The organism is Bacteroides sp. BFG-637 (genome assembly GCF_024793605.1).
GTDB classification, from domain to species: domain Bacteria; phylum Bacteroidota; class Bacteroidia; order Bacteroidales; family Bacteroidaceae; genus Bacteroides; species Bacteroides vicugnae.
The window spans coordinates 3,488,966-3,509,323 of the sequence record NZ_JANUPD010000002.1 but is presented as its reverse complement, the minus strand read 5'-3'; the positions used below and the strand labels follow the sequence as shown (position 1 = coordinate 3,509,323).

Annotated in this window: 18 protein-coding genes, 1 other RNA gene and 2 pseudogenes; 5 read left to right on the top strand and 16 right to left on the bottom strand. The window is 42.5% G+C overall.

The genetic code is table 11. The features are described from left to right. Positions 1-172: 172 nt before the first annotated feature. Positions 173-1,264 carry a DNA polymerase IV gene (dinB, locus tag NXX38_RS13385; RefSeq protein WP_148364413.1) on the bottom strand — a complete coding sequence of 364 codons (1,092 nt, stop codon included), beginning with the start codon at positions 1,262-1,264 and terminating at the stop codon, positions 173-175. Between the two features lie 215 nt (positions 1,265-1,479). Here dinB and NXX38_RS13380 point away from each other — a divergent pair, with 215 nt between their 5' ends. Continuing rightward, the gene (locus NXX38_RS13380) at positions 1,480-2,907 is read left to right on the top strand and encodes a DUF4419 domain-containing protein (RefSeq protein ID WP_258979714.1); all 1,428 of its coding nucleotides are present in this window, start codon (positions 1,480-1,482) and stop codon (positions 2,905-2,907) included. Between the two features lie 67 nt (positions 2,908-2,974). Here NXX38_RS13380 and ssrA read toward each other — a convergent pair. After that, positions 2,975-3,371, bottom strand: a transfer-messenger RNA (tmRNA) gene (ssrA, locus tag NXX38_RS13375). A gap of 183 nt (positions 3,372-3,554) precedes the next feature. On the opposite strand from ssrA, the gene NXX38_RS13370 reads away from it, so the two are divergent. Continuing rightward, on the top strand, positions 3,555-4,736 hold the full coding sequence (locus tag NXX38_RS13370; protein ID WP_258979703.1) for a lactonase family protein: 1,182 nt from the start codon (positions 3,555-3,557) through the stop codon (positions 4,734-4,736). Between the two features lie 4 nt (positions 4,737-4,740). Here the strand turns inward: NXX38_RS13370 and NXX38_RS13365 are convergent, their stop codons facing one another. From NXX38_RS13365 to NXX38_RS13330, 8 genes are all read right to left on the bottom strand, one after another. Next, complete coding sequence (locus NXX38_RS13365) at positions 4,741-5,379, bottom strand: M23 family metallopeptidase (protein WP_148364410.1); 639 nt, start codon at positions 5,377-5,379, stop codon at positions 4,741-4,743. A gap of 37 nt (positions 5,380-5,416) precedes the next feature. Next, a complete protein-coding gene (locus tag NXX38_RS13360; RefSeq protein WP_195648407.1) occupies positions 5,417-6,082 on the bottom strand; it encodes a B3/4 domain-containing protein in 666 nt (221 codons plus the stop codon). Between the two features lie 50 nt (positions 6,083-6,132). Beyond that, positions 6,133-6,945, bottom strand: coding sequence for a peptidoglycan editing factor PgeF (pgeF, locus tag NXX38_RS13355; protein WP_217721616.1), 813 nt, complete (start codon positions 6,943-6,945; stop codon positions 6,133-6,135). After that, positions 6,942-8,108 carry a GTPase ObgE gene (gene obgE / locus NXX38_RS13350; RefSeq protein ID WP_074557362.1) on the bottom strand — a complete coding sequence of 389 codons (1,167 nt, stop codon included), beginning with the start codon at positions 8,106-8,108 and terminating at the stop codon, positions 6,942-6,944. The genes pgeF and obgE overlap by 4 nt, the downstream gene beginning before the upstream one ends. Positions 8,109-8,223: 115 nt before the next feature. Further along, the gene (locus NXX38_RS13345; protein WP_004301902.1) at positions 8,224-8,793 is read right to left on the bottom strand and encodes an adenylate kinase; all 570 of its coding nucleotides are present in this window, start codon (positions 8,791-8,793) and stop codon (positions 8,224-8,226) included. 67 nt (positions 8,794-8,860) lie between these two features. Continuing rightward, positions 8,861-9,397 (bottom strand): hypoxanthine phosphoribosyltransferase, encoded by a 537-nt coding sequence (hpt, locus tag NXX38_RS13340; RefSeq protein ID WP_004304676.1) that lies wholly within the window; start codon positions 9,395-9,397, stop codon positions 8,861-8,863. Positions 9,398-9,438: 41 nt separating this feature from the next. Then, on the bottom strand, positions 9,439-10,983 hold the full coding sequence (locus NXX38_RS13335) for a peptide MFS transporter (RefSeq protein ID WP_258979700.1): 1,545 nt from the start codon (positions 10,981-10,983) through the stop codon (positions 9,439-9,441). A 204-nt stretch (positions 10,984-11,187) separates the two neighbouring features. Further along, complete coding sequence (locus tag NXX38_RS13330) at positions 11,188-11,412, bottom strand: winged helix-turn-helix domain-containing protein (RefSeq protein ID WP_148364407.1); 225 nt, start codon at positions 11,410-11,412, stop codon at positions 11,188-11,190. A 557-nt stretch (positions 11,413-11,969) separates the two neighbouring features. Between NXX38_RS13330 and NXX38_RS13325 the strand changes: the two genes are divergently transcribed. The 3 genes and pseudogenes from NXX38_RS13325 (at position 11,970) to NXX38_RS13315 (ending at position 14,930) form a co-directional block, all read left to right on the top strand. Beyond that, complete coding sequence (locus tag NXX38_RS13325) at positions 11,970-13,481, top strand: NAD(P)H-hydrate dehydratase (protein WP_258979698.1); 1,512 nt, start codon at positions 11,970-11,972, stop codon at positions 13,479-13,481. Positions 13,482-13,553: 72 nt separating this feature from the next. After that, positions 13,554-14,621: a DUF4831 family protein gene (locus NXX38_RS13320; protein ID WP_074557355.1), complete on the top strand. Its 1,068-nt coding sequence runs from the start codon at positions 13,554-13,556 to the stop codon at positions 14,619-14,621. A 23-nt stretch (positions 14,622-14,644) separates the two neighbouring features. Next, positions 14,645-14,930: pseudogene (locus NXX38_RS13315) on the top strand (hypothetical protein). Positions 14,931-15,231: 301 nt separating this feature from the next. Here the strand turns inward: NXX38_RS13315 and NXX38_RS13310 are convergent. From NXX38_RS13310 to NXX38_RS13285, 6 genes and pseudogenes are all read right to left on the bottom strand, one after another. Beyond that, positions 15,232-15,579 carry a PqqD family protein gene (locus NXX38_RS13310; RefSeq protein WP_195648413.1) on the bottom strand — a complete coding sequence of 116 codons (348 nt, stop codon included), beginning with the start codon at positions 15,577-15,579 and terminating at the stop codon, positions 15,232-15,234. A 118-nt stretch (positions 15,580-15,697) separates the two neighbouring features. Beyond that, positions 15,698-17,086 carry an MFS transporter gene (locus NXX38_RS13305; protein ID WP_074557349.1) on the bottom strand — a complete coding sequence of 463 codons (1,389 nt, stop codon included), beginning with the start codon at positions 17,084-17,086 and terminating at the stop codon, positions 15,698-15,700. Between the two features lie 246 nt (positions 17,087-17,332). Further along, positions 17,333-17,725 carry a preprotein translocase subunit SecG gene (gene secG / locus NXX38_RS13300; RefSeq protein ID WP_074557347.1) on the bottom strand — a complete coding sequence of 131 codons (393 nt, stop codon included), beginning with the start codon at positions 17,723-17,725 and terminating at the stop codon, positions 17,333-17,335. A gap of 6 nt (positions 17,726-17,731) precedes the next feature. Next, positions 17,732-18,504, bottom strand: a pseudogene (locus tag NXX38_RS13295) (tetratricopeptide repeat protein). A gap of 5 nt (positions 18,505-18,509) precedes the next feature. Beyond that, entirely contained in the window at positions 18,510-19,037 is a 528-nt protein-coding gene (gene lptE, locus NXX38_RS13290) for an LptE family protein (protein ID WP_074557343.1), read from the bottom strand. Continuing rightward, positions 19,024-20,265: a sigma-54-dependent Fis family transcriptional regulator gene (locus NXX38_RS13285; RefSeq protein ID WP_258979693.1), complete on the bottom strand. Its 1,242-nt coding sequence runs from the start codon at positions 20,263-20,265 to the stop codon at positions 19,024-19,026. The genes lptE and NXX38_RS13285 overlap by 14 nt, the downstream gene beginning before the upstream one ends. Between the last annotated feature and the right edge of the window lie 93 nt (positions 20,266-20,358).

The following is a 20,358-nucleotide window of genomic DNA, read 5'->3' as shown; positions in this document are numbered from 1 at the left end:
TTTCACTCATATTTAAACAGAGATTTCTTCTCAAAATACAGAGATTCCGTTCCAAGAAAACAGAGGTGCAATTTTAGCTAAACAGCGGCTCTGTCTTCCTTAAACAGAGCCGCTGTTTAGTCCAAATAAAGGCTCTATTTTGACATCCTGTTCTCTTCCCGTTTTTCATACCTTAATCCCAATCGCTAAATTCAAAACTCAACTGTTCCCAAACACCGTGTTGCTCATCGGCTTCTTCTTTCGGATTGGAGACAGAAAGCCCGATGAGACGGATTGGATGTTGTTCATATTCCACACTTTTAAGCAGTTCCTTGGCAAGCGGGAGTACCCGGTCTAAGGTAGTCAGTTCCTGCGATTGAGTAAGGCTTCGGGTGATCTGGCTAAAATCATGAAACTTAATTTTCAAGGTAAGCGTGTTTCCTTTGAAGTCTTTTCGCTGGAGACGTTCAATCAGTTCTACTGCAACGTGATATAATTCGATTATGACCGATGAACGGGCCGAAATGTCCCGTTCCAATGTACGTTCACAGCCGATAGATTTACGAATACGAATTGCTTCGACAGGGCGTTCGTCAATGCCTCGCGAACATTCATAATACAGCGTACCTGCTTTTCCAAAATGACCAGTCAGCATTTCAAGAGAACATTTCCGTAGTTGAAGTCCGTTGTGGATACCCAGCAAATGCATCTTCCTGGCAGTCACAGGTCCCACTCCCCAGAAAGATTCAATAGGAAGACAGGCGATAAAATCAAGAGCTTGTTCCGGGTGAATAGTACATAAGCCGTCCGGTTTGCGATAGTCCGAAGCTATTTTAGCTAAAAATTTATTATAAGATACTCCGGCAGAGGCAACAAGGTTGAGTTGCTCGCGAATCTTCCGCTTTATTTCCTTGGCTATATCCACAGCTAGGGAAATATCTTTCTTGTTTTCAGTAACATCCAGAAAAGCCTCATCCAAAGACAGAGGTTCGATGAGGTCTGTATATTCGTGGAAAATCTCATGTATCTGACGGGAAACGGATTTATAAACATCCATCCTGCCGGGTACAAAGATGAGTTGGGGACAAAGGCGTTTCGCCTTTTGGGAGGACATGGCCGAACGGACACCATAACGCCGGGCTTCATAGCTGGCAGCAGCCACAACTCCCCTCTCTTCAGCATGACCTACTGCCAAAGGTTTGCCACGAAGTTCAGGATTATCACGCTGTTCTACAGAGGCATAGAAGGCATCCATGTCGATATGTATAATCTTTCTCTGCGTCATTCTTTAGGATTAGCAGAGCAAACTTACTACAAATTCCCGAATAATTCCCGCTTATCGGCTCAAGAAATAATACGCTTATGTTTTTTATAGATATAAATCAAAAAACATTTAATATCCTGTTTAATCTACTTCTTATAATGTTATATTTGCATATCGTCTATGAAAAGCATAGACATACCTGATAAGTTTATGCCACCATAGAATCATTTAAGATTATGAAAAACATACTTTTTGGCTTATTAATATCTTGCAGTGTTCCCATATTCGCTCAAAATGGAATCACCTTTAAAGTTGAAAAGCTTTCAAAGCCTGAAGAATTACTCCATTTGAATTCCCAAGACGACATTTATAAAAGTCTTATATTATCGTACATGAACATAGAGCCTTATGAAATAAAAAAGAAGCATATCGAAATTCCTTATCATATCATTGCAAAGAGCCAATCTCCTGACAGTCTGGTATCTTTTGGTCCTAATTCTTTTTTCAACGGTATGTATCAGGCTTATGCAGATCACAGGCCATTTGTTCTGTCCCCAGACATGATTTGGCTACTAATCAGCCAGGGATTTGCCCGGCATATAAATGCCAATCAGGAATCGATGAGAAATGATCTCGTTGACTTCTCCGGCAAACTGTCCTTAATTGTAAGAGCGGACAAGAAACTGGAAGACCCTACTTTTTCATGGGAAGAGATCTTTCCCCAATTCACAAAACAAATATCAGAACACGTCTGTAACCATCTGACTGAGTTGCTTACCTGTAATTTTTCAACAACCACCTCCTTAGAGAAAGTTGCTTCTGAAATAACAATCATGGAAGCTGTGAAGCCATACTTTGAGTTTATAATCATACGCATTGTCTGTGGAATACCTGAAATAACCCTCGAAGGAACTCCGGAGGACTGGGAAAAAGTTCTACAGAAAGCCAGAAGCCTGAAAGAATATAAACTTGAATGGTGGATTTCCGAACTGGAGCCTCTTCTGGAAGAATTTGTCAAAGCCTCCAAAGGCCAGGTGGACAAAAGCTTCTGGCGCAATATGTTCAAATATCATTCACAGAAGCAATACGGCGCTCCGAATATTATTGACGGATGGATTGTTAAATTTTTCCCGTATGACAAGAAAGGAAGAAGAAATAATCTGAAACAGCTTGAAGGCAGAAATTGTCTCCCCGATGAAATAGTGAAGGTAGATGTAAAGTATCAGGAAGTATATCCCGATGCTGTCAAAGAGACCCCATTGGAATTTTGGGCAGGTTTCATCGGACTGGAGCAAAATAGTAAGAATTTTGCTCTGCGACCACAAATAGGTTGGATGGTCAGAAAGAAAGACGTTAACAATGACGGATTAAAAAACAAGTTGAGTGCTGACGCCCAAAATGATGGCTGGGGCAGTGGTATTAACATTAGGGTAAAGAAGTTTCCTACTGTCTTGTTAGAACTGAAGGAGATAAAAAGACTGGATATCCAGTTTATCGATAAGATTGATATACCGGATGAAATATCAAAGATAAAAATCAAATCGTTGAACCTATATGGAAAGATAACCAAAGAGGGAATAGAGCGCATTAAAATGCTATTGCCTGATACAGATATAAAGATTAATGGCTCACGAGGGGGAATAAATTCATTGATAGCCCCATAGAAAAGAACACTCAATGTTACTTTTGCAACATTGAGTGTTCTTTTTATAGATACTAATGATCAGTACAAAGTGGAGCTGGAGGGAATCGAACCCTCGTCCAAACGAGGAAATCATAAGCTTTCTACATGCTTATCTTTGCCTAAATTTTCGTGCAGGAACAGAACCAAAGCCATCAATTCCTGCCTTATCCTCTTAAGTTTCATCAAAGGTGCGAGGCCGCCTTTGACTATCCCCGATGTAACTGCACCACTGAACCGGAATGCTTCGGAGCAACAGCTTCCGAGTGATGTCTCGTCCTGGCACCTAGTGCCTGGATTAAGCTAATCTACTGTGATTCGATTAAGCAGCAAGAGCGTAATTAGTTTCGCCAGATAAAATTTTGATAACTGATATTTAAGTGGAAATTACCGACCCACTGCATGCTTACCTACCATTTCTGCCCGCTGTCAAATCCAGTCAACCCCAAATTCTTATTCGTACAGAATAGCGATTATTTAGAACGCTTTCCAAGGGTACAAAGATAGGAAATGTTTTCTAAATTACGAGAAGACGTTAGCAAATATTATATCAAAGCATTATCTTTACGGAGCTATTTTATACTTAAAATGAAAAAACACCATGAAGAACCAACCAATAACATGCTACTTATGAAGAAGAGATTTTTATCTAAAGCATTTATATTCAAGTCATTCGCGGCTATTTGTCTATTCGGAATCAGTATCAGTAGCTGCACATCTAAAAAAAAGACTCATATGGAAACAACCGATACTACGGAAAATGAATTAACGATGTTAGTAGGTACTTACACTTCAGGAACCAGTAAAGGTATCTATAGCTTCCGCTTTAATGAAAAAGACGGAACTGCTGTCCCGTTGAGTGAAGTAGAAATAGAGAATCCTTCTTATCTTGTTCCATCCACTGACGGAAAATTCGTTTATGCAGTCAGTGAATTTAATGATGAGCGGGCTGCTGCCAATGCATTGGCTTTCGATAAAGAGAAAGGCACTTTCCAACTATTAAATTCACAGAAAACCGGAGGCGAAGACCCTTGCTATATTATCACTAATGGTAAGAATGTGGTGACTGCCAATTACAGTGGAGGCAGTATTTCTGTTTTTCCTATTGCCAAGGATGGTTCTCTCCTTCCTGCTTCCGATATCCTGAAGTTTGAAGGTTCGGGAGTAGACAAGGAACGGCAGGAAAAATCTCATTTGCACTGTATACGGATTACTCCGGATGGAAAATACCTGTTTGCTGATAATTTAGGAACAGACCAAATACATAAATATGTCATCAACCCGAATGCAGATATTGCCAACCAAGAGAGTTTCCTTAAAGAAGGACAACCAGCAGCCTACAAAGTAAAAGCCGGTTCAGGCCCCCGCCATCTGACATTTGCCCCGAACGGTAACTATGCTTATCTGATAAATGAGTTATCGGGCACAGTCATTGCTTTTGAATATAAAGACGGAAACCTGAAAGAGATTCAAACGATAGCTGCTGATACTGTGGGAGCTAAAGGAAGTGCAGACATTCATATCAGCCCGGATGGAAAATTCTTATATGCCAGCAATCGCTTGAAAGCAGATGGCATCGCTATCTTCCGGATTCATCCGGATAACGGAATGTTGACGAAAACAGGCTATCAACTTACAGGGATTCATCCGCGTAATTTCATCATCACGCCTAACGGTAAATACCTGTTAGTCGCTTGCAGAGATAGCAATGTGATACAAGTTTATGAAAGAGATGCAGATACGGGATTGCTAACGGACGTGCACCGGGATATTAAAATAGACAAACCGGTTTGCATACGGTTTGTACCATAATAGTTTACTTCTTATTCTGCGCAACCCGACTATCAGGAGTGTGAGTCTTCACAACGATTTTACCCCCATTCTTGGTACACTTGATACATTCTTTCCGCAATGTTCTCTCTTTCAGGTTGAAAATCAGATTCGGATTGAAGTGCTCTCCGTTGATACGGGTTTCGAAATGCACATGTTCGGTAGTGGCACGGCCAGTACGCCCGGTTAGTGCGATAGGCTGTCCGGCTTTTACGATATCACCGCTTTTAACCAGATTCTTGAAATTGTGGCTATAAAGAGTTTCCAATCCGTTAGCGTGACGGATAACGACTAGATTCCCGTAGGCATAATATGGTTTCGACATACGTACCACTCCATCAAAAGCAGCACGAATCGTATCTTTTGCACAAGTTTTAATGTCTGTTCCCGAATGTCCTCCACGAGTTCCATAGGCGGAGATTACTTTTCCTCCGGGTAATGGAAAAGCATATTCATGGTCTTTCAAGGAGTCCAAATGCAGATAGATGTGATTCCCTTTAGCAAATAGCCCGGGAGTAGCTACCCGGACATCGCTCACTTCCCGGGCAGAGAATGAAGGTTTATTCTGTCCGTTGACAGCCAGTGGCAATAATAAAACAGTCAGTAAAATAAGTATGTTTTTCATGTGTTTTTTCTTTTTCAAGCCGGAAAAAGGAGCCTCATTATTCAAAGAACATGATTTCGCCTCCATCCGATTCTGCATAGTTTCTTAATAAAGTCTGAATCATTTCAGCAGCTTCTTTCAAGCCTTCTTTCCCGTTATAACCGTTGACTATCGCTAAAATATGAGTAGTTCCGAGATCCATTTTCGTACGTTCGTGATCGCTTGTCGGGGTTCCGATTCCTCCGAATGAATCGCGATATACGGGTAATCCTTCAATATTCAACACACCGCGCCCGATGCCTTCAAATGGTTCTCCAGCTTTACCGATACCGAGTTCAAGGTGTGTACCTTGTATTTTATCCGCATCAAAGCCACCGATAGAATGTCCCGTACGAAGAGACACGAGGTTAATCAGGTCTACCAACGTATCAATCTGATATAAAGGGATTCCGCGCATCAGGCGGCGACGCAAAGCTTCGGCTGACGGACGATAACGTCCGGGGTCTTTGCCACAACGTTTATAAGCCTCACGGGTAGCAAAGATAACAGGTTGATGTTTGATGTCTTCCATCTGTGTTGTGGAAGTCAGTTGTTCGGTGAAAGCATTGATTTCGTGCCAAAGACCTTCGCTGTAAGCAGTATTCTTCACTGCAGCATACACGGCGGCTCCGGCGAAAACCGGGCATGCGTCTTTTATTTCTTTAGATACTTTTATTTCAAACATAACTTATCATAAACTAATCATCAGTGCTATACGGTTATAGGTACTGATTATTACTTTCTAATCATTATTCCCGACAAGATACGGCCGGAGTCTATACCCAGTCTACGTGCAGAGAAGAATTCATCATGATGAATATAGGTACAGATGCCAGCTACTTCTATCTGTTCTGCAGGCACTCCGGCATTCAGTAATTCAATCCGGTTTGCTTCCCACAGGTCGATATGATACTTTCCGGTTTTCCTCTTTTTAATAGAAATAAGGGACATATCGAAACCACTTTCTTTAAAAGCTTCGTAGACCTCATCGCCTACTTCAAATGATTCGAGCGAAATACTCGGTCCGATGCAAGCTACCACATCTTCGCCTTGCGTTCCGAACATCTCATTCATGTGTTCGAGTACATTGCTGACAATATGCTCCACCGTTCCTTTCCATCCGGCATGAATGGCAGCTACCACTTGCAACTTCTTGTCATACAACAATATGGGTACGCAATCCGCAGTCGTGACGCAAACGCAATACCCCGGTATATTGGTAATTAAAGCATCGGCACCTCTCAAAACATCCTGCCTCATTCCTTCCGGAGCATCAAAGTACCATTTATCAATCACTATGCTCACGGCACCGTGTCGCTGCTCTGCAAAGAATAATTCTTGTATTTCCCACTTCATCAATTGAAGCAACCGATGCCGGTTACGGACAAGATTCATACACGTGTCATTCGTATAAGGCGAGCAGTTGAAAGAGGCATAAGTCCCGGTACTAACACCTCCGTGACGTGTAGTTACGAAATGAGCTACTTCGGGATATGACATGAGTGACTTATATCCCTTCAACTCTTTATTTTTTGTAAGTGAAATCATTTTTCTTCCCAATCTTCTTCCTCATATTCATAGTCGATATCATCATCGTCATCATCAACATTGTCATCATATTCATAAACGATGTCTTCATCTTCGCCCATGTCTTTGAGCTCCTGTTGCAGACGGGTCACGTCCTTCGGACGGTGAACGATGTTCTCTATCTTATTACTTTCCTTATTCAGTTCTTCCCAAAGAATGTCTTTCAACACCGAGATACCCAAACCGGAAACAGAAGATATGAATACATGGGGAATGCCTTCCGGCAATGTAGGTTCTATTTCGTCCATCAATTCCTGATCGAGCATATCGCTCTTGGTGACAGCCAACACACGTTGCTTGTCCAACATTTCAGGATTGAAAGTACGCAGTTCGTTCAGCAAGACTTCGTATTCCTTACGAATGTCGTCACTGTCTGCCGGAACCATAAACAGCAGTAATGAATTGCGCTCGATATGACGCAGGAAACGCAGTCCCAAGCCTTTACCCTGACTGGCTCCCTCGATAATACCCGGTATGTCCGCCATTACGAAAGACTTTCCACCATGATAGGAAACGATACCCAGATTGGGTTCGAGCGTAGTAAACGGGTAATCAGCAATTTTCGGTTTGGCAGCCGAAATAGAAGAAAGCAAAGTTGACTTACCCGCATTCGGGAAACCTACCAGACCAACATCGGCAAGCAGTTTCAGCTCCATGATAACGGTCATTTCCTGCATCGGTTCTCCCGGCTGCGCAAAACGCGGAGCCTGACGGGTTGCCGTCTTGAAATGCCAGTTACCCTGACCACCGCGACCGCCTTTGAGCAAGATCACTTCCTGTCCGTCTTCTGTTACGTCACAAAGATATTCCCCGGTTTCGGCATTATAAACGACCGTTCCGCAGGGCACTTCTATTACTTTATCCGCACCGTCTTTTCCGAAACTACGTCCTTTGCTCCCCGATTCACCATGACCGGCCATTGCATGACGGTCATACTTCAAGTGCAGCAATGTCCAGTAATTACGGTTACCGCGCAAGATGATATGACCTCCTCTTCCACCATCGCCCCCATCGGGACCTCCGTTAGGACAATATTTCTCGCGCCTCATGTGCGTAGAGCCTCTTCCGCCCTTACCCGAGCGACAGTATATCTTTACGTAATCAACAAAATTCGATTCAGCCATATTCTTTTTAAGTAGTTAAAGTAGTCAGTAGTTAGAGTAGTTAAGTAGAATACTCCGGCTACTGACTGACTTATTCATTTATAATAGTGTATTGATAATTAGTAAGATTACTAAATTACAATTTATCTACTGCTTCGCAGATTTCAGCAAAGATACCTTCCATAGTACCCAAGCCGTTGATGTGTTGGTATTTCTTTTCGTTCTTGTACCAGTCGATCAGTGGGGCAGTCTGTGAATGATATACGTGCAGACGTTTTTTGATGGTCTCTTCATTATCATCAGCACGACCGGAATCCTTACCACGTTTAATCAGACGTACCATCAGTTCTTCTTCCGGAACATCCAGGTCAACCATTACAGAAACATCCTGTCCTCTTTCTGCCAACATTTTCTTTAATGCTTCAGCTTGTGCAATTGTTCTTGGGAAACCGTCGAAAATTACACCTTTGCTATCTTTGAAGCTGTCGAATACGCTTGCCAGAATATCAATCATTAATTCATCAGGAATCAATTGACCTTGGTCGATGTAACCTTTAGCAGTTTTACCCAGTTCTGTGCCATTCTTGATTTCAGCACGCAATACATCTCCTGTTGAGATGTGATTGATTCCATACTTTTCTACAATACGTTCGCTCTGTGTTCCTTTTCCTGAACCCGGAGCACCGAAAATTACGATGTTCAACATTTTGTTATTTACAATTTAACGATTTACTATTTACCATTAAAACTGGTACCTATTTAATATTAACTGTTTAATCTACTACTGTATAAATATCGGGATAGTTACGTCCGAAACCATCATAATCCAATCCGTAACCAACGATAAAGTCGTTCGGGATTTCCATTGCTACATATTCGATGTTCAGATTGACCTTGAGCTTTTCAGGCTTCACAAGCAGAGAAGCAATATGGATTGCTTCAGGGTTGCGTGTACCCAGTGTATCCAACAGGCGTTGCATGGTCAGCCCGGTATCCACAATATCTTCCACAATCACTACTGTGCGTCCGGCAATGTCTTCATTCAGTCCGATCACTTCCTTAATCACTCCCGAGGAAGTCACTCCCTGATAAGAAGCCAGTTTCACAAACGAAATCTCGCAAGGGATGGTGATATGCTTCAACAAGTCGGCGGTAAACATAAATGAACCGTTCAACACACTAAGGAAGAGCGGATTCTTACCTGCCAAGTCGCGGTTGATTTCGTTCGCTACGCGAATCACTTCTTTCTGAATATCCTGTTCCTTAATAGAAACAGTGAACTGTTTGTCTTTTATCTGAATGGTATCCATAACCGGTAATTTTAAAAATAACCTTGCAAAAATACGATTTTTTATTCTACCCCGTGCATCATCTTCTGTAATTTCTTCGAGAGAAGGAACAGAATCAATGAAGCAACACCGGACATGACAACGAATACCATAAAGAAATCGTACATGGTAGCAATCTGATAACCAAAGATTGATTTCACTTTTCCGGCTTCCGGATAAAGTCCGCTCAACATGCCTGCAAATTTATTGGCTGTGGCAGTAGACAGATACCAGATTCCCATCATCAAAGAGGCGAAGCGTAGCGGACTCAACTTATTTACCATTGAAAGTCCGATAGGTGACAAGGCTATTTCACCCATTGTATGAATAAAGTAAAGTCCTGTCAGCCAAATCATACTTACCTTCACTCCGGGGATGGCATCTTTCACTCCGAAACAGATGAAAAGATAACCTAAAGAAAGAAGTAGCAAGCCAATCGCTTGTTTGGTAGGAGAAGCAGGTTCCATCTTTCGTTTGTTAAGGAAACTCCACACACCCGGCATTATATATGCCAGAACAACAACAAACAGAGGATTGAAGGATTGAAACCACGAAGCCGGCATTTCCCAACCTAAAATATCGCGGTTGGTCTGTTCGGAGGCAAAAAGGGTTAAAGAGGCTCCTGCCTGTTCGTAAGCCGCCCAGAAGAAAATGACAAAGAAAGATACTATATAGATAACAAAAATACGGCTACGTTCGATCTTGGTTAATGATCCGTCCAGCAGGATGAGGACAGGGAAAACAATGCAGGCGGTAAAAATACCGATGCTCACCCAATCACCCTCAAAAGCATAATTAAAGAAGGCTATTAAAGCAACTGTAAGAATAGTGATTACAAAGGTATTACGTATCTTGGTACGCTTATCCATCTTCGGGTGTGAGATATGCTCGGCTATCTCCTCTTTCTTTTCACGTTTGGCATCGGGAATAATACCGATTGGTTCTCCGGAGGGAGAGAAAAGATATTTATTCTTTTGAGTTTCAAAAAGTACAACGGTGAACAGTGTCATGATTCCGGCTGCAAGAAATCCCCATTTAAAGTCGTGCGGATCACCGGTATCACCCAGATAACCACAAATCAAAGGGGCGGCAAAAGAACCGACATTCACTCCCATATAGAAAATGGTATATGCAGCATCCAGCCGTCTGTCTCCCGGTTCGTAGAGTTGCCCCACGAGAGAAGAAACGGTAGGTTTGAAACAACCATTTCCCAAGATCAGGAATCCGAGTCCGCCATACATCATCCAGTGAGCAAGTTCCGTATTATCCAAAGTAGAGGCACTCATGAACATCAGGAATTGTCCGACTGCCATCATCACTGCTCCCCAAAACACAGAGCGACGGATTCCCCAATATTTATCAGCAATGTATCCGCCAATCAAAGGAGTTAAATAGACTAATCCGGTATAGCTACCGTAAATGGATGCTGCCGCTTCTTTGTCAAACAATAATGCCTGCGTCAGGAAAAGAATAAAGATCGCGCGCATACCGTAGTAACTGAAACGCTCTGCCGTGCTTGTCGCGAAAATCAGATAAAGGCCTTTCGGATGCCCTTTCAATGCACTCATAAATTTATGTGTTTAGTAGTTTATGGGGTGCAAAGGTACGAAAAATAGATTAAATGCTTAAAAAAAAGAAAGTTCTTATCAAACAGGAATACAGGGGGAATAATAAAAATGAGCATAAAAAATCCTACCGGTCCACTTCATTATTTTTTTAGCTGTGTAAATAACAAAATGGAGATCCATCTTACATGCAGGTTACTTACCACTTTAGCCAAAAGTAAATTCGACATTTTCGACACTGGCAAAAAGCATTCCTTCCCTCTTCCTCAAAAAGACTTTGCTTTCTCTAGCCAGCCAACCAATAGCAAGAGCTACGTCTTCGAACGTCAAACCTAATTCACGGCACAAATCGAACATGGAAAGTTCACCTTTTTCATTTAAGATGCGCCATACTTTCCCGGCATTCAAGCCAATCTTTGTCTTTTCCATCATGCAAACTTTAAAAGATTAAACAATCTATTATTTATAATCTTATTCATTGTGAGCATAGGAAAATGATGCAATACACATCACCTACCCCAAAGATAGTATTTTTATTGGGAACCGCAAATAATCAAACACTTAAATTGTTCAAAAACAGATTTTTCCCCAAACCAAACAGACTATGTCCGATACATTTACAGATCATTCCCAATCTATTCATAACAAAGTTACTCTCTATCAATGATAAACTTACTAATGACTCATTGAAAAGTTCCCTTTCACTAACTAAAATCTATAAATGCAACTTGCATTTATAAAAACAAAGCTTGCGTTTATATAAATGAAAGCTTCATTTATATAATCAAAAGTTGCAATTATAGTTTTCTTCCTATACTCAAAAACTTTGCAACCTATAGAAAAGAACTTTGCTATGGGTCACGGACAACTTACTTCCCTATTCCCTGCAGCTCATCTCCTTATAATTAATAAGTTTTCTTCCCACAACAAACGGGAAAAGTCAGAAGAATCATGTACATTTGTAATCCGAAAACTAAAAGAACATCGCAATGAAAATATTTCCAAGCAGCAGTATCAAGAAATTGGACGCTTATACCATTGAGAACGAACCTATTGCATCAATCGACCTGATGGAACGTGCAGCAACCGCATTAACTAAAGCCATCACAGACAGATGGAATACGGAAACACCGGTCACCATCTTTGCCGGACCGGGAAATAATGGCGGAGACGCCCTTGCCGTAGCCCGCATGATGGCTGAAAAAGGGTATAAGCTCGAAGTATATCTCTTCAACCCAAAGGGAGAACTTTCACCTGACTGCCAGACCAACAAAGAACTGGTAGAAATGATGGAAGAAGTGGCATTCCATGAAATTAGTACCCAATTCGTCCCTCCTGTCCTGACACCCGATCATCTGGTTATTGATGGATTGTTCGGTTCCGGCCTGAACAAACCATTGAGCGGAGGATTCGCTGCCGTAGTGAAATACATTAATTCTTCCCCTGCCATGGTAGTAGCCATCGACATTCCTTCGGGATTAATGGGAGAAGAAAACACATTCAACGTAAAAACCAATATTATCCGTGCCGACGTTACTTTCAGTCTGCAACTGCCGAAGCTCGCCTTTTTGTTCGCAGAAAACACTGAATTTGTAGGAGAATGGGAATTACTGGATATCCAATTGAGCGAGGACGGCATTGAAGAAACGGAAACAAACTACGAGATGTTGGAAATAGAGGAGATCCGTTCACTCATCAAACCACGCAAACAGTTTGCCCACAAGGGAAACTTTGGTCATGCACTATTGATAGCCGGTTCAAAAGGAATGGCAGGAGCTTCTGTTCTCGCCGCCCGTGCCTGCCTCCGTTCGGGAGTAGGACTGCTGACCGTTCATGCACCAATGTGTAACAACGACATCTTGCAGACTTCCATACCTGAAGCAATCGTAGAAACCGACGCCAACGAGACCTGTTTTGCCGTACCCACCGACACAGATGATTATCAAGCAGTCGGCATCGGTCCGGGACTGGGACGAAATGAAGAAACGGAAGCTGCCCTACTGGAGCAACTGGAACACTGCCAAGCCCCTGTTGTAGTAGACGCCGATGCACTTAATATCCTTGCCAACCACCGCCACGCACTTACACATCTGCCGAAAGGCTCCATCCTCACCCCGCATCCGAAGGAGCTGGAACGTCTGACCGGCAAATGTCAGGATTCCTACGAACGTCTGATGAAGGCTTGCGAGTTGGCTCATGCCGCTCATGTCCACATTGTTTTAAAAGGAGCCTATTCCGCCATCATCACCCCCGAAGGCAAATGTTTCTTCAATCCGACCGGGAATCCAGGAATGGCAACCGGAGGTAGTGGTGACGTATTGACCGGAGTAATCCTGGCACTGCTCGCCCAAGGTTATCCAACCGAAGAAGCCGCTAAAATCGGCACTTACATTCACGGATTGGCGGGCGATGTCGCTCAAAAGAAGCAGGGAATGATCGGAATGATCGCAAGCGATATTATCACCTGTCTGCCGACAGCATGGCGACTTGTAAGCGAATAAAAGTTAAGAACTTACAGTTTTTTCAATAACTTCATTAACTTTGTTTTCAAAACCAGTTAAAAAGAACCGAATATGAAAAAGTTGATTATAGCAGCGGGACTACTGATGGCAACATCCGCCTATGCACAAACCGAAGTACTGACGGGAGTTACCCGGGGAAAAGATTACGGAGTAGTCTACAGCCTTCCCAAAACCCAAATAGAGCTTGAAATAAAAGCCAACAAAGTCAACTATACTCCAGGAGAATTCAGCAAATACGCTGATCGTTACTTGCGATTGGCCAACGTCTCCACCGAACCCGAAGAGTATTGGGAACTGGCTAGTGTGAAAGTGAAATCCGTAGGAGTACCCAACAGCGAAACTACTTACTTCGTAAAATTGAAGGATAAAACAGTAGCACCGCTTATGGAACTGACAGAGGACGGCATCGTGAAAACCATCAATGTGCCTTACAGCAAAAGCAGTTCAGACAAGAAAACAGCTCCTGCTCCCACTGTCCTCTCAAAAATAGCGAATCCCCGCGAATTCCTGACCGAAGAAATCCTGATGGCCAGCTCTACCGCGAAGATGGCTGAACTGGTAGCTAAAGAGATCTATAACATCCGCGAAAGCAAGAATGCCTTATTGCGCGGACAAGCTGACAATATGCCTTCAGACGGAGCACAGCTTAAAATTATGCTCGATAATCTGAATGCACAGGAAGAAGCCATGACTCAAATGTTCTCCGGCACTCGTGATAAGGAAGAGAAGACATTCACCGTCCGTCTTACTCCGGACAAGGAATTCAACAACGAAGTTGCTTTCCGCTTCTCCAAGAAGCTAGGCGTAGTTGCTAATAATGACCTGGCAGGAACTCCGTTTTATATCAGCTTGAAAGACCTGAAATCTGTCAAGATCCCACAGGAAGACGGTAAAAAGAAGAAAGATTTGGATGGAATCGCCTACAACGTGCCCGGACAAGCAATGATTACATTGACCGACGGTAAAAAGAAACTTTACGAAGGTGAACTTCCTATAACTCAATTCGGTGTGATAGAATATCTGGCTCCTGTCTTATTCAATAAGAATTCTACAATCAAAGTTTATTTTGATCCGAATACGGGAGGATTGTTAAAAGTGGATAGAGAAGAAGGTAAATAGTAAAATTCTAAAAGACAAAGAATATGGGTGGTGAAGGACATATGCTCGACATGATACGCCGGCTTAGCGAAGGACGGGAGGCTTCCCGTCTACGCCGTGAACGTGCCAACAACAAACTGAAGCACTTAAACCGCACCAACGAGCCTTATCCACTGCCCAACACCACTCCCGAGGAAATGGGACGTATCATCCACGACTCGGAAAAAAAAGAAAGAAAAGGACAGTAATTATTTCGTTTGGGGGACGCTTATTATCATGGGAGCCCTCATAGCAACTGCTGTCATATTCTGGGCAATCTTCCTTAATTAGATAATTTATGATGATAGATGATAGATGATAGGTGATAAATGATAGATGGGAGATGGGAGATGTTTCCTAAATGATAAGGGATATTTAGTAAATAAGAAATATAAGTAACTAAAGATATTCTCAAAATATTAAAAAGGCAACTAATTCGTAATGAATCAGTTGCCTTTTTTCATGTCTTTAAACGAGATATTTAATAAACCTCCTTAGGAGGGCTGTACTACGCATATAACCAGCTATTATGCCACATAGTAACTATCATTTATCATCTATCAACTATCATTTATCAACTATCTATCACCTATCATCTAATTAAGAAAAGTTTTATAAATCCATCTTTCTGCATTTGAGAAAGATAAGCCGATACACGAGACTCGTATCCCACTTCATTTTGAAAATGCTCTGCGAGTTCTTCTATGATCTCACGAACAGTACGTTTTCCATCTATCAGTTCCCATACAGCCGTACCGTGTTCTTCCAATCGTACATGAAGTTCTTTCGACATTCCTGCCGGTACAAGGAAGCGTTGCATCCACGGATATTTAAAACGGGGAAAGGAGAGCACAATCGTCTCCCCTTCCCTTTCTGCTGTAATATGTTCACTGCGACAGGGAATAACCTCTAACAGGTTGGTTTTCTCTTTGGCAGCCATAGTTCTTATTTCTTATTTCAAAGCATTAATACTGATTCTCTTTTATTTCCGAACCTTATACTTTCGGATTTATAGCGTTACTTTGAATCACAACAGTTACTTCGAATTGTAGCAACTGTTACTTCTGGATATTTGCCTCTTCCAAACCGTATCCTTTCTTCTTGTTCTCTGCTTTCAACATCAAAGCAACAACCAGAGCAAGTACACCAAAGAGAGCAAAAATAGTCATCGGCAATGTGTAATCATAAGTCTGTGCACCGTCTACCACCGGACCTTTACAATAAGTATTCAATACCCATCCGATTAACAAAGGAACACCCATCAATCCCCAGTTCTGTACCCAGAAAATCAAAGCGTAAGCAGTACCCAACTGTTTTTCCGGAATAATCTTCGGAACAGAAGGCCACATAGCCGAAGGCACCAGTGAGAAAGCAAATCCCAATATAATCATTATAATAGTAGCAAACCACCATATATTCAATATAGGCAGGGCAAACATGGTATGTACAAAAATCAGCATCAATGATCCGATCACCATCAATGTGGCTCCCTTACCGATACGGTCATATAACGAACCGAACAACGGAGTCAGGATAATAGCACCAATCGGCAATAATCCGGGAATCGTTCCCGCCAGTTTCGGATCCACATTATATTTCTGCACCATCAAGTCGGCAGCATATTTGATAAAGGGGAACACGGCCGAGTAGAACAATACACACAGTAATGCGATCAACCAGAATCCTTTATTTGTGATGATATACACAATGTCTTTCATGCGGAACGGCTCTTCCGGTTCCAAGCCTTCTGCATCCAAAGAAGCATCCAATTTCTTATCGTAGAAAGTATAAAGGAAGAAAGCGATGGTACCTACACACAACATAATCAGACAAAACAGAATAGGAGCAGGAATATTGGTATGGAATGCACCACTCTCATCCGTATATCCGAAGAAGTCTGCCAAAGGAACTGTCAACACCATCGCCAGAGTTGTTCCGATACGTGCCGTAGCCATTTCAAGTCCCATAGCCAATGCCATTTCCTTGCCCTTGAACCATTTCACTATAATCTTGGAAACAGTGATACCGGCAATCTCCACACCTACACCAAAAATAGCATATCCCAATGCAGCCAAAGTCACCTGTGTTTTGAATCCGAAGAGCATGGCACCTTCCGGAAAAGTAGTAGAAATCGCATAGTATTTCAATCCACAACCAAACACCATCAATAAACAAGCTCCCATTCCAGTGAAACGAACTCCCATCTTATCCAAAATGATACCACCGAAGATCAGCATCAACAAGAATACGTTAAACCAACCGTAAGCGCTTGTGAAGAATCCATAATCAAGACTATCCCATAGTAGTTCTTTCTCAAGCATGGGTTTTAGAGGAGACATTACGTCGGTGAGGAAATAGCCGCATAGCATAGTAAATGCGACCAATGCTAGAACACTCCATCGGAGTACGGCGGAGTCATTCAATTTCTGTTTCAAATGTTCTGTCATTGTTATATTCAAAAAGTAGTTAATAATCTTATACAGCCCACAAAGGTAGTTAAATCTCGTTTGTTTCTATCACAAAGAGATTGTTTTTACAAGAAAAAGTTAAGTGCGGATTACACTGACCACTCGGAACATTGAAAATCCGTGTAATCTGCGTAATCCGCACTTAAATATCAAAGAAATGCAGCATCCGTCTGCACCTTCCCTTAAATGGTTTTATCCCAAAGCCTTACCTGACGGCGGAGCAAATTACTCTGCTTTAGGAGCAGGAGTTTCAGCCGGTGCCGGAGTTTCTGTTGCAGGTGCATTGGTAGCAGGAGCATCAGTTTGCGGTGCAGCCGTACCTGCGGGTAAGTTATACGGGTTAGTCTGTTGTTCTTTCTGTGCCTGTTCCAACACTGCGTCTTTAGCAACTGCAGAACGAGGAACTACATAAGCAGTAGCAATGCTCATTACAACCATAAAGATGGCCAGGCCCCATGTTGCTTTTTCCAGAAAGTCTGTAGTCTTGCGCACGCCCATGATGGCGTTAGATGAAGAGAAACCAGAAGCAAGTCCGCCTCCTTTTGAGTTCTGAATCAGCACGATGAAACACATCAACAAGGCTGCAATAACCATTAAGATAACGAATAATAAGTACATTTTTAGTTATTTTGAATTAGCGTTAATAATCAATTTCTCCAAAAATCTGATTTGGTCTGCAAAGTAAGCATTTTTTTTGGATATTTCAAGCTTAATTTTTTAATTATTTCAAGAGCTTTTGAATATCGTTGCTGTTTAACATAGATTTTTGCTAAAGTTTCCGTGAAACAGCTGTCGTCTTCCTCTTCTTCCTCCATCATTTCTTCTTCGCATACCTCGTCCGAAGCAGCTGCGGAAAATACCGCTTCTTCTCTTAACGGCTTCATGCAGAGGGGGGAGTCACTCTCACTCTTTTCTATAAAATCGTCAATCAGTTCGTATCCTTTGAGTTTGGGCGTTTCTTCCGATGGCTGTTCCGTAGCCGGAGTCTCCTCCAAAAGATAGGAAGTATAATCCATCGAATAGTCGAAGCCGGTCTGGGCCGCTACTTCTTCGGGGACTGTGGACAAGAAAGCGTCAATCAATGCCAATGTGCGGTCTACAGACGGCTCGTCTTTCAGTACCTGCGTGAGAGGTACTCCTTTTTTCCGCGCCTGTACATCATAGCGGTCACCTTCAATCAACTGGAACAACTGTCGTCTGTCTGCGATGTAAAGAACCGCTTTTCGCAGTTCCCCACCAAAACTAATATCATGGAGAACATACAGGTTTTTCAAATACAGCAGACGGAGCGACTGAAAATACGGATATCTCGCAAGAAGATTGCGCAGTTCGTATAAAGTATCCCTATTCAGCATCTCGGGATGCTGTATCCATTGTTGAAAGTTAACAGAAGTCATTTATATTACCAGTTTGCTACAGTTGCATTAAAAATTTGGTCGGTGATCTCTTTAGACATTTCAGCAATCAATCCGTCCTGTACGGCAGTCAGCAACTGGGTAGAGTCGTAGGTACGGAAAGCAGAAAACTGTTGTTCAAAGTCTTCGGCATGATTGGTATTGTTGACAAAGCGTACATTGACGGTGATAGTCAATTTTGTTTCCGAAGAGTAACCGTCGGCAGATACTGCCTGGTTATACTGATTGTATCCTGTGATTTCTCCGTCAATCTGCAAGTCGGCATTCTGATTCGGCTTGAGCAGTTGCAGACGGGTTTGCCGGATGAAGATATCTTTCAGGTCTTCATTGAACTTGGTCGCCAACGGAGCATACACATACTCCGACTTGATCGGGAAATCTGCTATCGAAATAGTCTTTACCTTATCATAATTGATAGACGATCCGTTAAACTTATAGGAGACAGTGCACGCAATGACTACCACCGGTAAAACGAACAGTACCAAAGGGCGTATTATTTTCTTAATCCAATTCATATTCTTTTATTTTTCTATAAAGTGTACGCTCGGAAATATTCAAGTCCTTAGCCGCACTTTTCCGCTTTCCATGATGCCTTTCAAGTGCTTTGCGTATCATTTCTTTTTCCACTTCGTCCAGTGACAAAGGAGGTTCTTCTACATATTCTTCCGTGTCTTGTATGTCATCATCATCCTTGCAAACCGCAGGCTGCATGGTATGAATGATAGCAGGTACCGAAGGCTGGTGTGTCGTCACCACCGGGGTAGTAACCACCGTTCCCACTTGTCCTACCTGCCCCACCTGTCCGGCACGTTCAGCCATCAGGTTGTGTACCATCTTCTTCAACTCCGCTACCTCCTGGCGCATATCGAACAGAACGGAATAAAGAATCTCCCGTTCACTTTCAAAGCCTTTACTTTCGCGTGTTCCCATCAGTGCGGGAAGACGTTGTATATTTTGTGCGGGAAGATAATTCTGCAAGATGGCGGCAGTGATCTCCCTGTTTGTTTCAATGATGGATATTTGCTCGGTGATGTTCTTCAGCTGGCGCACGTTACCGGGCCACGGATAAGCCAGCAATTCTTTCTTGGCATCCTCCGTCAGCTGAATAGCGGGCATCCGGTATTTCTCTGCAAAGTCTGCGGAAAACTTACGGAACAATAGGAGCACATCGCCCCCACGTTCACGCAAAGGGGGAATCTGGATAGGTACCGTATTCAACCGGTAATATAAATCTTCACGGAAACGTCCTTCGGCAATCGCTTGTGTAAGATTGACATTGGTAGCTGCAACAATACGTACATCCGTCTTTTGTACTTTGGACGAACCTACTTTTATAAACTCGCCACTCTCCAACACACGAAGCAAACGTGCCTGGGTAGGCATCGGCAACTCCCCTACTTCGTCAAGGAAAATAGTACCACCGTCGGCTTCGCCAAAGTACCCTTTCCGTTCGCCAATCGCACCGGTAAACGCACCCTTCTCATGCCCGAACAGTTCGGAATCAATCGTACCTTCCGGAATAGCACCACAGTTGACAGCAATATACTGCCCGTGCTTCCTCCGGCTATATTGATGAATAATCTGCGGAAAACTTTCTTTTCCGACTCCACTTTCTCCGGTAATCAGCACAGACAAATCGGTAGGAGCTACCTGAATGGCAACATCTATGGCGCGCAACAATGCTTCGGTATTACCTATAATACCGAAACGTTGTTTCACTTGTTGTATCTCTGCTTTTGTCATCTATTTTAAGTATTAAGCCAGTATAAAGTATTAAGTATAAAGTATTAAGTATTAACCTTGCAAATGATCGACTGTGATAATACTTAATACTTT